The organism is Roseateles sp. NT4, assembly GCF_051857475.1.
Taxonomy (GTDB): domain Bacteria; phylum Pseudomonadota; class Gammaproteobacteria; order Burkholderiales; family Burkholderiaceae_C; genus Pelomonas.
Genome location: NZ_JBPZGZ010000001.1, coordinates 816,277 through 830,767, shown reverse-complemented (window position 1 = coordinate 830,767; position 14,491 = coordinate 816,277). Strand labels below are relative to the sequence as shown.

The following is a 14,491-nucleotide window of genomic DNA, read 5'->3' as shown; positions in this document are numbered from 1 at the left end:
CATGAACTCTGAAAAACTCCTCGTCGTGGCCGGCATCGGTCTGGTGGCCTACATGATGCTGAACCGGCGTCAGGCGGGTTATGTGCAGTACGCCCCGCAAGGCGGCTACGTGCAGCCCATCCCCAACGTCTCGACGACGCCCGGCGGGCAGGCCCAGGCGCAAGCCTATTACGGCCTGGGCTCGATGATCGGCGGCATCTACAAGAGCGTCTTCGGCAACATCGGCTCTTCGGCCGGCGCATCGTCCGTGCCCACCGTCAACGGTCAGCCAACGGTGTCACTGCTGCCTGAGGATGGCTTCGCGGTCAACCTGCCCGGCCTCATGGACAGCTACGGCTTCGCATCGGCAGCGTTCGGCTCCCCGTGAAGCTCAATCTCGGCTCCTCCGCAATGCTGCTCGGTCTGGGCGTCCTGGCCGTGGGCGCCATCGGCCTCATGGCTTGGAGTAAGGGCGGACTCGGCAACCTCGCCAAATCGGCGGCAGGTAGCGCCGTGGACGCGGCCGGCGGGGCTGTTTCCGGGGCCGTAGGCGCGATTTCGACGGGCGTGGGCATCCCCACCCCCGACGAGACGACGACAGACCCGGCCGTTGCCCGTTGGGTCATTGATCGCGCGGGCTACTGGGAGGCCTCGAAGTGGTGTGGCGTGCCGGCGCTGCTGTCGGCCATGACCATGGAAGTCGGCAGCGGCAAGCCCCCGCCGAACAACTCAGCGCTCGCGCGTGCCTTCGGCGTGCTGGGCGGATATATCGACTTCGGAACCGGCGACGGCTGGTGAGCCCATGACCTTTGAACAACTTCAATCGGTGTTGACCTACGTCGCGCCGGCCCTGGCCGTCTACATCGGCATCCGCGTCGATATCGCAACGATGAAGCTGCGACTCGACTACCTCGAAAAGTCCCACCTGAAAGGCACCAAATGACCAAGCGTCGCACCGTCTCCAAGTCCGCCGGCACCAAGGGCAAAGGCAAGCTCAAGAAGGGCTATCGCTATGCCAAGGGCGGGCGCATCGTCAAAGCCAAGGGCTGAGCCATGAAGCTCAACGGCAAGACCCTCGCCATTGCCGGCGGCGTGGCTATCGCTGCGCTGTGGATCATGCGTAGCGACTCCCTGGTCGCGAACGGCATTCGCAGCGCCGTTGGTGACCTGTTCATGGGCGCCAACGGCGTAGCCAATAAAGCGATCTGGGCCGGCGGTCTGTGACCCAGCTCGTAACCCGCCTCCCGGTCCTCCTGTTTGAGACCGACGTTGCAGCTGTGCCAGGAGGCAGCGGTGCGGGATGGGTGAGCGGGTCGCCGGCCAGTCTGGCGGCCGGCGCATCGGTCGATTGCGTCTTTGACCTGGGGCCGGACTGGCGGCAATACACGCTCGTCTGCGTGACGGTCACGTCCACCGCGCCAGCGGCGCAGTTTGCCTCGGTGTTCATGGTGGGCAGCGACACGACGGCCAACAACTCGTCACGCCGGCTCGGGCCAGCATTCAGCAATGCGGCCGGGTCGTGGTTCGTGACCACGTTCACAAGCGCCTCAGGTGCCGCTGAGATGCACACGCGGCCCAAGGGGCGCTATCTGCTCGTCCGAATCAACAACGAAGCCACCAACCCCCAGGGTTCGGCCTCGAAAGTCACCCTGACAGCCTTCCCAAGCTGACCAGTTCTGCCGCCGGCTGAAGCGTCGGCCGGTTCGCGCTCCCGAAGTCACCAGCAGCCAGAACGCGGGCCAGCTCGCGGCGCAGGGCGTCGTTCTCGCGCCTCGCGGCCTCGATATGGCCGGTGTACGCCGTCGCGCGGTTGTGCAGCTCGCAGTCCAGCTCGGATTGCCCCCAGCTAGTCAGCCAGAACAGGCCCAGCAGGACCGAGCGCGGCGCGGGGCTGCGGCCGGCCCGCCAGCGCTCAACGGTGCGCGGGTGGACGCCCAGGGCGCGCGCCAAACGGGGCGCGCTGGGGTTCCCCAAGTCGTTGCAAATCTGCCCAAACGTGGGCAATTGGAGACGCTCAGCTCTCAAAATCATGACCCTCCCTGGTCTATTGGTGTTTTCTCTATCGTTGACGAACGCAGCAACTTTAGTTAACGCAATCCCTAGAACAGTTACTTCATGGCGACAATGTGCATTATGTAAAATAACAAATGTGCACCCCCTAAGCTGTTCGCGTATTTCAGTTGTCCGACAGAAAATACCCCCGTCCCAGAGGGAATCCGCGACGCAAAGGTCCTAGCCGGCGGTCCATCCATTCCGCTAGGACACTTGTGACGGCGATTTGCGCGACACAACCGTCCTAGCCAAGCAGACCGCGCCAGCCCAACGCTTCCGCCGGCGGCAGCTGACGCCAAACGATAGTTGAACCAGCCCGCCATAACCAGCTGGCACCTTCAGTTTTCAGCCCGGCCCGCCGGCTTGCCCAGCATCTGGTCCAGGCGATCGCTGTACGACGCCCAGTGGTCCTTCAGCTGCTCCCAGCCCGCCAAGATCTGCGCGTCGGTCGGAATGATGCGTCTGAAATAAAGGCCGGTCGTCGTGGCCAGCAACGGCATGTTGGCGACGAACCCCGGCGTCACTGGGTGATCCGGACCGGCATGGGCTTCCAGCGCGTTCCTGAAGCAACGCTGGCTCGCGCCCAGCAGCTCGTCGGCGGCCAGACCATCTCCGCCGGCCGACGCGAGACCCGCCGCGCAATGGAGAACGCTGCGGACCCGATGGTCGGGGCGGATGCCGGCGCCGAACAGCAGCGGCGACTCGGCCCGTTCCTCGGCCGAGGCGAACCTCTTGCGCGGCTCGATCCCCTGCGCCTCGAACCATTTGGCCAGGGAACTGCCGACCGGCGGCAGCGCGAAGACGCAACGCGCCCTGGTCTTCATCGAAGCCAGCCAGATCCGCCAGGCCACACACTCGTCCGACGGCGCTACGCAGTCCGCTTGCCGCAGCTCTCTTATCTCAGCCGGCTTGAAGTTGCTGAAATACTCCAGCTCGACGGCTAGCCTCGTGATCGGCACGATGGGCCCTTCAAGATGTCGCCGGACCCAACCCCAGCCTGCAGCGCTAAGCGTGCGCCGCGGGCTGCGCGTCAGGCTGTTTGCCGAAACATCCGTCGCGGATCGCCGCGAGCGGGCATGGTCGGCGGTCTTGATCTCCGGCATGGCCGCGTAGCCGACGGCCGACAGCCATCCAAAAAGCAGGGCGTTGATGGTCAGCGTCGCCCGGATGGAACCCTGTGCCAACGGCCCGGTGAAAGGGCGCCAGTCGACCGAATCGCGCGACGCACATCGTGCGCCGATCCAGTCCAACGCCGGCCGCGGCGCCGCCAGAAACTCGACGAAGGCCCGAAGATCGTCAGCGTTCAAAGAAGACAGTGCCTTCCCTCGGGCGAAGCAGGCCCAGTTCAGCAGCTTTTCGGCTGCAGACCGGTAGAGCCGGATCGTATCGATCCGGGAAGTCTTCAGGCTCGACAGCCAGGCTTGGATGGCCTGGGCATCCGTCTGCGCGTCGTTCCGCTTACGGTCCGCCGGCATCCGGTTCGAACCCTGGCGCCCATCCAAGCCGGGCGGCGCGATGAAGCGGTCCAGCGGGGCAACCCACGGTGCGATGGAGTCAAAGTTCATGTGGGGCTCCAGAGATGCTCACAACGGAGGGCGCCGCAACAAGGTGGATGCGGCCTGGCGTGCCTTCGGCGCCGGCCGTCTTGAACGTCGTGAGGCCGTCGGGCCAGACGCGGGCGTGGGATCCGAACCGGTGATGCCAAAGGCTGACGACCTCGAGCCATGTCGCCCGGTCTTGCTCTCGCTGGTAGTCCAGCCCCGTCATCGCGCGGGCCAGGGCTCGCGCCATGGCCAGGTCCAGCAACAGGCATCGGTGCGCGAAGTGGCCCCACGCCGCGTCGGGTGCCAACCAGTCCACGGGCCACAGCAGCAACGCGTCGAACAATTTCAGGCGCCGGTAGGTGCCCTGCCCGTTCGAGGTTTCCTCGGAGCGCAGGGCGCCCAGCCTGTTCGAGGGTTCCTCGAAACGCAACCGCCAGGCCAGGAATCCGTGACGGGACGGATCACCGCCCTCCCCGGTCGGCATGGCCATCGCGTGGTCATTGCTCCAAACCAGCTTGTGGCGATCACTGTGCGCAGTACCGCCGACACGCGCGCCGAAGCGTCTGGCGTACTGGCGCCGGATCGACTTGTAGATGGCGACCCGCGCCGCGCACGTCACAGGTTTGTCCGGCGCCAGCTGCGGTGGGCACGCTGCCGGGATGGACCAACTGCCCATCCAGCTGTCTTCGCCGAGAAGCTGGCCCGGCAAAGAAACCAAAGCGCTCAGCACGCCAGCCGTGTGAACGCGCTTGTGCACCTTGCCCGCGAGCAGCGGCGCGCGTGGGTCACCCAGCCAGCTCGGCTGGTCCATCCATTCGATCTCCAGGCGATCGGCGCGTTCGAGCCACCGATCCAGCCGCCGGTAGGCCGGTTGCTCCTCGATGCCCACACGAAGCCGCAGCCCGCCGCCATGGCCCCAGATCGGCGCCAGTGGCTGCCGACATCGCGCGCAGACCAGCGGCTCGTCGAAGGCTTCCGGCGTGATGGCATACGGCGGCGTGGATGCGCCGCAGGCCTGGCAGCGATCCAGCAGCTCATCCCCGTGGGTAGGACAGTGCGCCAGGCCATCGATCTGGCACAGCGCGGACTGGTATCCCATCGACAGGCAGCGTGGGCAATAACGCAGCGTACGGTCGCTGGCCAGTGCGTGGCTCCAGCGTTCAGACCGCGCCAGCAGCCCCCTCTCCCACAACTGGGCGAACAGCTCCCGCGTGGTTTCGCCACGCGCCAGCCATCCCAGGTGCAGCAGGCTGCGACGGTGCGGCGCGTTGGCAGGCGCCTGGGGCATGGAAACTCCAAAGTGGCGGCACAGGCCTCTGGCATCCAGCACGTTGGCCCGCGCGATCTTTGCCAAGACCGTGAAGGGCCCCTCCCCTGGCGCGAACCAGCGGTCGCTGACCGCGAGCCCGTCGACCAGGTGAAGAGCGCCGAGGCCGCCTTGGGCTGCCGGCCTCATCTCAGGCTGCTTTCGTATTCACTGGCATCGACCGCCTCGACCCAGGACTCCGGGCGGGACGTGAAGAGCGCCCCGTCGACCTCGGCCTGCAGGAACAACCATGACCGGATGGCCGCCATCACCCACTGCATGCCGACGTTCTTGACTTCCAGGCCACTTTCCTCCGCCACCTTCTTCAGCCGTGCCCAGAGAGCAGCGGCTTCGCCGCCGAGGCGCCAACCGCCGTCGTAGGCCGTAGGCAGGAAGAACTCCGACATGCAGATGCCGCTGCCCTCGGGGTACTCATGCCGCGACGGGTCGTCGAACGCGGCCATCAGTGCCCGCAGCTCTGCCTCCGTGTTCAGTCCGCGAAAGGCGCGTGGCTTCAGGAAAAACCGCCCGATCAGGTCCTTGCGCCCGGTGCTGAGCAGCATGTCGCGCAGCACCCGCAGCTTCTCCTGAGCGAACACGATGGTGGTGCACTTGATGCCGCGCTTTTGGAGCTTGTTGGTGAGGTCGCGCATCCATTCGAACTCGGCGACGCCCCAGTTCTGTCCCTCGTCGATGAAGAAGAGGTACTGGTTGCCGCCCAGGGAATCGACGGCGCCCACGATCAGCTCCAGCAACCGCAGGCCGCGGTCGTAGGCCGTGCCTGAGCGTGCCGACCCGTGACCATAGTCGTCCAGCGTGTCGCTGTAGAAGGCGCCCTCGGACGGCCGTTCGTGGTGCTTGGCGATGATGGTGCCGATGCCGATCGTCGGAAAAATCCGGCGCAACTCGGCCGAGACAAGCTCGATGGTCTGCGTCTTGCCCATCCGGAAGTCGCCGACGAACGGCGAGCCGGGAAATCGGTGGATGAGCAGGTGCTGGATGATGTTGAACACCTCGCGCACGGGCTCGGTAGCAACGATCAGGTCGTCGCTGACCACGGGATGCGACAGGTAGAACTCCTGTCGCAGCATGGCATCGCACAGTGCCTTGTAGCGCAGGTTCCTGCGGCCGGCGACGGGGTCGGATGCGTCGTTCGGCGAGGTGTCGCGCGAGGCATCGGCCTCTGCGGTGAAAGCTTGCATGGGGATCTCCAAAGTTTTTGACGCTGAACAGCTGGGTTGGCCCGCTCAGCCCCAGGAGGGCCGACGCAGGTTCAGCTGGGCGGGAATCGGCACGAGGCGTAACGGGACGAGGTTGTCCGCCGGCTTGCGAGCGCCAACGCGGGGCACGGCGGCGCCGGTGACGCGCGCCGTCTCGGCGAGCGCGGTCGCCGCCTCGGAGACCTTGTGGGGGTTGCTGCGACCTGCAGCTAGCGCCTTGGCGGCCAGGTGCTCCAGATAGGCCTCGATGAAATCGCCGCTGTCCGCGAGTTCGCGCGCGTCGCGCATGCGATTGATCTGCTTTCGCACATCGCGCGTGTGCAGCGTGCGGCGCCAGCCACGCTCCCGCACCGTCAACCAGCCGAGATACGTCCCGTCCTGGCGGTAGGCCTCCACCGTACGCATGTCGCTCTCGTGCACATGCAGCACCAACGTCTGTCCGATCAGACCGAAATCGGCGGCCAGTTCCGGGTTGGTGTAGGTCGCCTTGTCCACCTGGACGTACGGCCGCTTCAGCTTGCCGGGCCTGCACGAGCCGCGCACGATGTGCGTCTCGATGGCCACGCCAAGACGAGGCGTGAGCAGCGTCGGCGGGATCAGCGGCCGCGGCGCGAAGCGCTGGCGCTCGGGGCTGTACAGGTCACGCAGGACCTCGAGCGGCGAGCGGTGCCCCAGGCCCGGCTGCCCCTTCGCGTTGTAGTTCGCGATCGTGATGTCGAGGATGTCGAGCAGCTCTTCCCAGGTCACCTTGAGCCGGACCGCTTCGACCACGGCATTGGTCTTCTTTGGGTCGGATGGGCCCGAGCCCACCGACGTCGGCAGCCGATGCAGGCCGTAGCTCTCCATGATGCCGAAGAAGCGCTCGATCACAGCGTTGTGGTACCAGGCACCCACCGCGCTCCAGCTCGCCGCACAGCCGAAGCGGCGACGCACCCGGTCGACGATGCGCCTGGCAAATCCCTGCATGGCGTTGTCCATGCGGATCGCGGCCGGGGCGAACTTGAACCCCTCGACGCAGCCCATCGGGAAGCCCGCACCTTGCTTGTACGAGACGCCTTCCATCTTGACGTTGCGCGGCACCCAGGGCTTGCTGGCCATGTCCAGCGCCAGTTCGATCTGCGTCGACACCGGCTCGCTGCGAAACGATGCCGAGTAGCCGTGGATCGCCCGGCTTTCAGCGCAGGCGATCGCGTAGATCCAGATCCGTGACAGCGGCACGAACTGTGAGCCTGCCGGGCCCTCCACTTCGATCGTGCCGATGCAGTCTTCGTGGTGGGCATCGATCTGGATCAGGTCCAACGCCCTGCTGGTCAGGTCGAACGACCATAGGCCGTTGCCGACCTGCCCCGCGGCCTTGGCGGTTTTGGCGCCTACCGCGGTGGCCCTGGCCTGCGCATCGGTGGCGATCATCTCCCCCATGTATCGCTCGACCGAACGACGGGCGCAGGACTTGGTGGTGCGGGGATATTGATCCGCTGCGATGCTTTGCTCGACCACAGCAACGAACTTGTCCCAGACCATCTTGGCCGTTGTCTTCGCCGCGCGGACGGAGCCGCGGCCGAGGCCCTTGCGGATCACCTCGTCGAGCGACTTCTTGATGGGGAAGTTGTCGTCCAGGAAGCGCCGGAAAGCCCCAGCGTTGCCTGCTCCCTTCGCCCCGCCCGGCTTGCCCCGCGCGGGCTGCTTGCCTTGAGGCAGTGGGCACGAGCGCTCGTAGCCTTCGAGCCGCAGCCCGCGGATGAGCCCCGCCCAGCCCACGATGCCGCCCTCGGGATGCCGCTTGGTGCACCGCCGGACTTGAGCGAGCAGCGAATCGTCGGACACACCGGCGCTCTTGGCGGCGGCCCTCAGCGCGCCGTTGCTCAGGTAGGCTTTGACGGCCGGCATGTAGCGTTCGAAGCGCTGGCGGTCCTGATCATCGAGGAGGGTCGTGTCCACCTTGCGCCATTGCTCGGTGTCGCGCAGCTCGGGGGATAGGGTCTTGAAGGTCCGACCCCCGCGCTTCATGCTGCACCCCGCGTGGCCGAGAAGACCGAACGCATCGTGAACGGCGCGTCATAGAGGTTGCTGCGGTACGCCCCGCGCTGCAGAGCCTCCAGCAGCGCCACGCCGTAGAGATCGTCCTGATCGGTGCCGCCGCCCAACGCCAGCACCTGCTGGAATTCCGCCCGCCCCTCCCGCCTGATCAAAGCCGAGACCGGAATCTGGAACTCGCTCAGCTCCCAGTCGCGACCGGCGCTCAGCCAGCTGGCGATGCCATGCCAGTTGCGAATGCGCTCCGGGTTCACCAGCATCTGTGAATGCGTCAGCGTCTGGAGCCTCGGCGTCCTTAGTCCGTCGGGCATCCTGACGTGCTTCAGCAGCACGTCGAGCTGCCGCTGGGCCTGCAGGAAATCCCTCTCCCGGTCGTCATCGCAAACCTTGCGCCAGATCACGTCGCCGTTGGCCATGACGAGTTCGGCATCGACCAGATCGACAAAGCTTTCGCCGACGGCCCGCGTGATCTTGAACGCCGGCGAGTAATCCACGCTCACCACGTCGAAGGACGACTCGACATAGAGGAAATGCAGATAGGCGATCTCGGTCGCGAAGGCTACGTCCGCGCGGCTCTTGCCGCTGTATTGGGTCCAGAGCTTGCCCTGGGTGTGCCCGCGAAGCTCGTACACCGCGGCCAGTGCGCCGCGCATGGCGACGCCCGGTCTGGCGCCTGGATTCCTGCCGGCCTTGGTGTCTTGGGGTGTCGCGGACGAGGTCTTGGATAGGTTCTTCATCACAGCTCCTGAGGTGTTTGAGGAGTGTGTTGACCTGCTTGATGCAGGTAGAGCCTGTCGACTTTTTTGGGCAAAAGCCCGCCCTGACCGCTCTTGACAGCGACCCGCTCAAGGGGTACTGTCTTGGGCAGACAAAGCCATTGCTAGTGGACGAGTCGACAGAGATTGAAGTGCACGGCCAAGCTTCTGTTCCAGCAGAGCTTGGCTTTTTGCTTTCCGCCTCCTTTCGCGAGTTGCAAACTCGCGGGTGTAGCGGACCGGCACGCGTTTTCAAAGCGGGTCGTCTTGCAACGCTGGACTACAGCGCGACGAGAAATCAGACGCGGGCGGTCGATTCCGGGCTTCAAAGTGGTTACCGCGTATCGAAATTCCTGCGTTTTTCGCGAAGGCGCTGGATGCAGTCAACCTCGCGGTTAGCGCGTGGCAACTTGCGTAACAGTCTTGCGAACAGACTTCACCACTACGTTCGGCGTTGCTCTTTCCGAAGAGGACAGTGCGTCAGCAGCGCACCAAGACAGGTGAGCAGCGTGACCAGGCTCAACGCGCACAGCACCTCCGCGACAGGGCCGACTGCATAGAACGAGCCGACCAGCAGCCAACTGCCCAAGGCCGATATCCATGGCGCTGCGGCCAATACTTGCGAGTCGGTCATGGCGGACGAGGGTTCCTCGTTGATAGACGGCCTCACCGTAACACCTCAGCACCCGTATCCAAGAATCGAATGCCGCGGCGCGCCGTGCAGCAGTACGTCGCCCTCCCCGCTGCTCCGTGGCAGCACGATGAAACCGGCGTCGCGGGACTGGTCAGTCTTGAGGATGCGAAGCGCCGTGCGCCTCGAGGAGACTGCGCCCGCGTCCACTCCGGCGACGCCAACAGGGGGCTTCCATGCAACAAGATCGATTCCTTCGCGCCATCGCGGCAAGCGCGCTGATGGTCTGGGCTGGCTCGGCGCTGGCCTGGGGCGCCCAGGGCCATCGCATCACCGGCCTGGTGGCGCAGCGCCTGCTGACGCCCGAGGCCGACGCGGGCATCAAGGCCTTGATGGGCAAGACGGACCTGGCCGCCGACTCGGTCTACCTGGACGTCAACAAGCTGCGCTTGGACAAGCAGATCCCGGGCTCGCGGGAGTGGCACTACGACGACCGGCCGGTCTGCGATGCACAGGCCAAGAAGGCCGACTACTGCCCGAACGGCAACTGCGCCTCGACGCAGATCACGCGCCACTATCGCGCGCTGATCGACGAGCACGGCGTGGCCGACGACCAGAAGCGCTTTGCCATCTACGTGCTGGTGCACCTGATCGGCGACATCCACCAGCCGCTGCACGGCTCCGACCACGACGACCGCGGCGGCAACGACATCAAGGTGCAGTTCAAGCTGCCCAGCGGCCAGCAGCGCACGACCAACCTGCACTCAGCCTGGGACGGCGACTTCGTCAAGGCCGCGTTCTCGACCACCGACGAGCGCGCGATCGCGCAGGACCTGGTGAACCGCTTCAGCGCCGAGATCCCGGGCTGGCAGCATGGCTCGACGGCCAAGTGGCTCGCCGAGACCTACGACAGCGCGTCGACCTTTGCGTACGGCGGCCTGCCCAACTGGCAGTGCAACAACGACGACTTCGGCACCGACAAGATCACCCTGGACTCGATCTACGTGAACAAGGCGATCGAGACCGTGCCTGTCCAGTTGGCAAAGGCCGGGGCCCGCATCGCCTACATCCTGAACCGCGCGTTCGCGAAGTAGCCAAGCGCGTAGCGCCGGCGCTTGGCTGCAGGCACGCAGGGCCGCTGGATTCAGTGCCGCGCGTCCAGCGCCGGCGCCTGCTCGTTCTCGTCGCCGTAGTAGCCCTGCCCGGCCGCCTGTTCAGCGCGCCAGTACGCGATGGTCTTGTCCACACCGGCTGCGTCGTGGGCTTGAATGTCGGACGGATAGGCGTCGACCCAGCTGTCGAAGGTCTCCCACAGCAGCTGTGCCTCGACGGCCGCGCGAGGCAGGTGCGGATCGATCAGTTCGACATGGTCCGACCCCGGTGAAAACCACTCGCCCGGGTCCTGGCCGTCGGGCAGATTGCAAAACCGCCACCAGCCCCGGTAGGTCTGTCGCGTGCGGCGCTGGAAGTCCGCCTCGTCGTCCTCGGTCCAGGTGCCCGCGGCCGTCGCCGTGGTGCGATGGTCTTCCTGCCCTGCGAACCAGGCTTCATGGTCGTCAGGTGCGAGCGCGGCCCACTCGTAGAACTCGCAGCCGATGCCCGAGCGCCCCCAGCGCATGGCCGCAGCGACGACCGCCGCCTTGGACGGGCCGAAGATCCACTGGTAGGGCCTGAGGAACGTCGGCTCGCTGTTCGGCGTGCCCTCGCAGGCGAAAGGAAGCCGATCCCGGTGCTGCTGCCAGAACTGCTCCAGCGCGTCCAGCGTCGGGAGCGTGATGAAGACCGTGCCGTCCGGCGCCGGCCTGCCCTCCTCCAGCGGGATGTCGACGGGCAAAACGGGTCGCAGTGCTTGGGTCATGCGCAGGGGTTGAGTGTGGGAATGGCCACTGTAGCCAGGGCCGCGGCACCCCCTCCCTGACGCACCGCAGTGGTCACCCGGGGGGCGCGGGCGCTATCACCGGTAGCGCCCGCGCGATTGCACCGCGGCGCAATTAGGTAGGTGGACCCGACGATGGCTACCCTTCCCGCTCAACCGAGGAGGCACCATGTCTGCGAGCAATGAATGGACCGATTGGCACCTGACCCCAGCGGGTTGGGTGAAGGGCACCGAGAGCACCGATTTCGGGGGCACGGTGCGTGAGCGCCCGGCGGACGCGGTCTGCACGTATCGGTGGCGGGAGCACCTCTCAAGCACCTACTCCAAGGTCGAGCGCGGCCTTGACGAGATCTGGCGCTCGACCGACAAGGTCGCCATCCAGGCCTTGACCGCCAAGTTCGGCGCCTGCCCGCAGCGCCTCTAGCGCGCCATTTCGGCCACGAGTTGCTGAAAGATGAGGCCCGCAGCGCGCGGAAGGAACGCGTCCACGGGTTGCGCCTTGACGGCGGGTGGACCGTTGCCGAACTCGAACTGCGACAGGTTCAGCCCGACCCACACCAGGGCCAGGTCCTTGTCGCTCGTGCACAGCATGGGGCGCTCGTTGGGCACGAGCCCCAGCAGGCTCGCAAAGGACTTCAGCCCACGCAGGTCGGCCATGGCATTGAACGCATCCTGGCGGGTGTAGTTGGGCTGGGTGAACTTCAAGGCATGCTTGGCTGAATTGCGCCCCTTGTTCACCGCGGCGGCGCTGATGGCGCAGACCACCACCAGGTCGGTGAGAGCCAGCCCGCAGCGCAGCGCCGTGCAGGCGATCTCTCTGAGCACCCATGGCAAGCGTTCCCGGCTGACCTGGTGCCGCAACAGCGGCGCTGTGGCGAGCAGGAACTGGATGGTGCGCTCCGAGGGCGCCTGCTGTTCCTGCGCGAACGTGGTGATGGCTTCCATCACGTCGGGGGCGTCGCCGATGACCGTGGCCTTGGGCAAAAGCTGGCGCAGGTGGGCGATGTGTTCCTGCATCTGCGCCTGGATGTCGGCCCTGGAGGGGAACTCGCGCTGGTTGCCTTCCAGCGCCAGCAGGACCGGGTTCAACCGCGCATCTGGATCATTGAGCCAGTCCACGAAATCCCGGCCAGCCTGGCCGCTGGCACCTTGCTTGAACCGGCCCTTCAGGTCCGTCAGCGTGCAACGGTCGATCATGATGACGCTGCCGGCCTCGAGCGCCAGGCCGGCGGGCAGCCAACCTCCCCTGACCAGGCCAATGTGCCGCATCGTGAGGTCCGTGCTGAACGTGGTGTCCCACGTGCCACTGTCGCCCTTGGGCACCTCGTCCATCGAGCTTTCCACGACCTCGGCGCCCAGCAGCTTCAGCGTCAGCGGCGACGCCCGGCCCAGCGTCCGCTCGGCCAGCGCGGCGAACCCCATGGGGGCCAGCTCGCGTCCCTGGACGACGACTTCTCGGCCGGTCGGGTTCCCGTCCGGTGCGGTTTCGGCGTAGCGAAAGAATCTCATGCCGTCAGGCTACCGTCACGACGGCCACAGGGCACTGCGGCTCAATTGCGCCAGACCAACGCGCGCCGCCTGGACGCCGAGCCGGCGGTGGAGCACCGGCGGCTGGGGCCGCCGACGCCGGCAGTGCCAATGGCACTGTCCTGCCGTTTACACCTTGAGCAGCACGATGTGATGCAACGAACCCGTTGCCACAAGCACGGCGTCAGTGCTGTTCAGGAACGGCAGGCCGTAGTGACGCAAAACAATGATCATGTTCATCTCCTCCTTTCGTCTGTCCGTCTTGGCCAGACCTTCTATTTAGTTGTTTTCATCGTCCTGACCCTCAAAATCGCCACGAAATCGCCACCCTTCCCTCCGCATGACCCGCACTGCCAAGAAGGACCTGGAACGCCACTACCTGGACCGGGTCAAAGCCATGCTGCCGGGCTTCCCCGGCGGCACCGTCCAACCCCACGAAGAGCCCGACTTCCTGGTCAACCTTGGCGGCGGGGTGCTCGGCATCGAGATCACTGAGCTGCACCGCGATCCGGACGGCCAGCTGTTGCCGCTGCAGGCCCGCGAGGCGCGGCGCGATGACGTCATCGAGGCGGCCAGGGCGCTGCATGACCGCGCGGGCCACCCGCCGGTCGACTGCCAGGTGCACCTCAAAGACGTGACGATGCACCGCGACCGTGTCCAGCCGCTGGCGGCCGCCATCGCGGAGATCGTGGCGGCCAATATCCCTGCGGACGGCGAGCTGGTCCGCTTCGTCGAGCCGACCTGGCGCACGGTCGCGGGCTTCCCAGACGAGGTCGACTACGTGCGCGTCGCCCGCTACGACGGCCTGACCGAGAGCTTTTTCGGCGGCGCCGGCCACACCTGGCTGCAGCCGCTGGCGCTAGGCGACGTCCAGCGCGCGCTGGACGCCAAGGAAGGCACCTTCGACGCCTATCGCCGCAGCTGCGACGAGGCCTGGCTGGTCATCGCGATCGACGGCCACCGGATGTCCACCTGGTTCGACGACCCCGACCAGGTCCGGGCGGCCGTCTTCAAGACCCGGTTTGCGCGCGTGTTCGTGCTGCGCAACTTCAACGGCACGTTGCTGGAGCTGAAGACGGCCTGGCCGTAACGGGCCCTGCGCCTGCCAGCGCCGGCCGAATTCGGTTTTTGTATATCCAGCCGGCTGAGGTACGGTGTGAAGTTGAAAGCGACTTCATGCCCAAGACCCTGCACAGCCCCCACAGCGACCTCTTGCCCACCCGCCTGCGGGAGCTGCGCGAGGCACGGGGCTTGCGGCAGCAAGACCTGGCCGATCGGCTGGGCCACAGCCAGGCGATGGTCAGCAACGTGGAGCGCGGCGAGCGCCGCTTGGACGTCATGGAGCTGCACCAGTGGCTTCAGGCGCTGGGGGTGGATTTCATGCGGTTCGTCCGCCAGCTCGACGAAGAGCTGCGCGAGCAGGCCGCCACGCCGCTGAACATCGCGAAGGCCAAGCCCAAGCGCCGCCCTCACCGATCCAGTCGGCAGGATGCGCTGCGGGTCATTGCAGCGGTCGGTGAGCTGATCGAGCAGGCGAAATCCAAGCCTGCGGTCGCCGACGCGTGAC

Annotated in this window: 18 protein-coding genes; 9 read left to right on the top strand and 9 right to left on the bottom strand. The window is 66.2% G+C overall.

What is annotated here, in order from left to right; genetic code table 11:
- Window position 1: 1 nt before the first annotated feature.
- From ACS5PN_RS03810 to ACS5PN_RS03790, 5 genes are all read left to right on the top strand, one after another.
- Complete coding sequence (locus ACS5PN_RS03810; RefSeq protein ID WP_439462609.1) at window positions 2-367, top strand: hypothetical protein; 366 nt, start codon at window positions 2-4, stop codon at window positions 365-367.
- Entirely contained in the window at window positions 364-777 is a 414-nt protein-coding gene (locus ACS5PN_RS03805; protein WP_439462608.1) for a hypothetical protein, read from the top strand. The genes ACS5PN_RS03810 and ACS5PN_RS03805 overlap by 4 nt, the downstream gene beginning before the upstream one ends.
- A gap of 4 nt (window positions 778-781) precedes the next feature.
- Window positions 782-922, top strand: a complete 141-nt coding sequence (locus ACS5PN_RS03800) for a hypothetical protein (RefSeq protein WP_439462607.1) — start codon at window positions 782-784, stop codon at window positions 920-922.
- A gap of 110 nt (window positions 923-1,032) precedes the next feature.
- Complete coding sequence (locus ACS5PN_RS03795) at window positions 1,033-1,203, top strand: hypothetical protein (protein WP_439462606.1); 171 nt, start codon at window positions 1,033-1,035, stop codon at window positions 1,201-1,203.
- An 80-nt stretch (window positions 1,204-1,283) separates the two neighbouring features.
- Entirely contained in the window at window positions 1,284-1,649 is a 366-nt protein-coding gene (locus ACS5PN_RS03790; RefSeq protein WP_439462605.1) for a hypothetical protein, read from the top strand.
- Here ACS5PN_RS03790 and ACS5PN_RS03785 read toward each other — a convergent pair.
- From ACS5PN_RS03785 to ACS5PN_RS03755, 7 genes are all read right to left on the bottom strand, one after another.
- The gene (locus ACS5PN_RS03785) at window positions 1,624-1,929 is read right to left on the bottom strand and encodes a hypothetical protein (protein WP_439462604.1); all 306 of its coding nucleotides are present in this window, start codon (window positions 1,927-1,929) and stop codon (window positions 1,624-1,626) included. The genes ACS5PN_RS03790 and ACS5PN_RS03785 overlap by 26 nt on opposite strands.
- A gap of 440 nt (window positions 1,930-2,369) precedes the next feature.
- Window positions 2,370-3,596 carry a hypothetical protein gene (locus tag ACS5PN_RS03780; protein WP_439462603.1) on the bottom strand — a complete coding sequence of 409 codons (1,227 nt, stop codon included), beginning with the start codon at window positions 3,594-3,596 and terminating at the stop codon, window positions 2,370-2,372.
- A complete protein-coding gene (locus ACS5PN_RS03775; protein WP_439462602.1) occupies window positions 3,586-5,031 on the bottom strand; it encodes a hypothetical protein in 1,446 nt (481 codons plus the stop codon). Before ACS5PN_RS03775 ends, ACS5PN_RS03780 begins: the two co-directional genes overlap by 11 nt.
- Entirely contained in the window at window positions 5,028-6,083 is a 1,056-nt protein-coding gene (locus ACS5PN_RS03770) for a hypothetical protein (protein ID WP_439462601.1), read from the bottom strand. The genes ACS5PN_RS03775 and ACS5PN_RS03770 overlap by 4 nt, the downstream gene beginning before the upstream one ends.
- Before the next feature lie 45 nt (window positions 6,084-6,128).
- Window positions 6,129-8,108, bottom strand: coding sequence for a hypothetical protein (locus tag ACS5PN_RS03765; RefSeq protein ID WP_439462600.1), 1,980 nt, complete (start codon window positions 8,106-8,108; stop codon window positions 6,129-6,131).
- The gene (locus tag ACS5PN_RS03760) at window positions 8,105-8,872 is read right to left on the bottom strand and encodes a hypothetical protein (RefSeq protein WP_439462599.1); all 768 of its coding nucleotides are present in this window, start codon (window positions 8,870-8,872) and stop codon (window positions 8,105-8,107) included. Before ACS5PN_RS03760 ends, ACS5PN_RS03765 begins: the two co-directional genes overlap by 4 nt.
- A gap of 460 nt (window positions 8,873-9,332) precedes the next feature.
- The gene (locus tag ACS5PN_RS03755) at window positions 9,333-9,524 is read right to left on the bottom strand and encodes a hypothetical protein (RefSeq protein WP_439462598.1); all 192 of its coding nucleotides are present in this window, start codon (window positions 9,522-9,524) and stop codon (window positions 9,333-9,335) included.
- Window positions 9,525-9,757: 233 nt separating this feature from the next.
- On the opposite strand from ACS5PN_RS03755, the gene ACS5PN_RS03750 reads away from it, so the two are divergent.
- Window positions 9,758-10,615, top strand: a complete 858-nt coding sequence (locus ACS5PN_RS03750; RefSeq protein ID WP_439462597.1) for a S1/P1 nuclease — start codon at window positions 9,758-9,760, stop codon at window positions 10,613-10,615.
- 50 nt (window positions 10,616-10,665) lie between these two features.
- Here the strand turns inward: ACS5PN_RS03750 and ACS5PN_RS03745 are convergent, their stop codons facing one another.
- A complete protein-coding gene (locus ACS5PN_RS03745) occupies window positions 10,666-11,379 on the bottom strand; it encodes a hypothetical protein (protein WP_439462596.1) in 714 nt (237 codons plus the stop codon).
- Between the two features lie 187 nt (window positions 11,380-11,566).
- Here ACS5PN_RS03745 and ACS5PN_RS03740 point away from each other — a divergent pair, with 187 nt between their 5' ends.
- Window positions 11,567-11,821 (top strand): translation initiation factor 1, encoded by a 255-nt coding sequence (locus ACS5PN_RS03740; RefSeq protein ID WP_439462595.1) that lies wholly within the window; start codon window positions 11,567-11,569, stop codon window positions 11,819-11,821.
- Here ACS5PN_RS03740 and ACS5PN_RS03735 read toward each other — a convergent pair.
- Window positions 11,818-12,819 (bottom strand): hypothetical protein, encoded by a 1,002-nt coding sequence (locus ACS5PN_RS03735; protein WP_439462594.1) that lies wholly within the window; start codon window positions 12,817-12,819, stop codon window positions 11,818-11,820. The genes ACS5PN_RS03740 and ACS5PN_RS03735 overlap by 4 nt on opposite strands.
- Before the next feature lie 445 nt (window positions 12,820-13,264).
- Between ACS5PN_RS03735 and ACS5PN_RS03730 the strand changes: the two genes are divergently transcribed.
- Window positions 13,265-14,014, top strand: a complete 750-nt coding sequence (locus ACS5PN_RS03730) for a hypothetical protein (RefSeq protein ID WP_439462593.1) — start codon at window positions 13,265-13,267, stop codon at window positions 14,012-14,014.
- Between the two features lie 86 nt (window positions 14,015-14,100).
- Window positions 14,101-14,490: a helix-turn-helix domain-containing protein gene (locus tag ACS5PN_RS03725; RefSeq protein ID WP_439462592.1), complete on the top strand. Its 390-nt coding sequence runs from the start codon at window positions 14,101-14,103 to the stop codon at window positions 14,488-14,490.
- Window position 14,491: the final 1 nt, after the last annotated feature.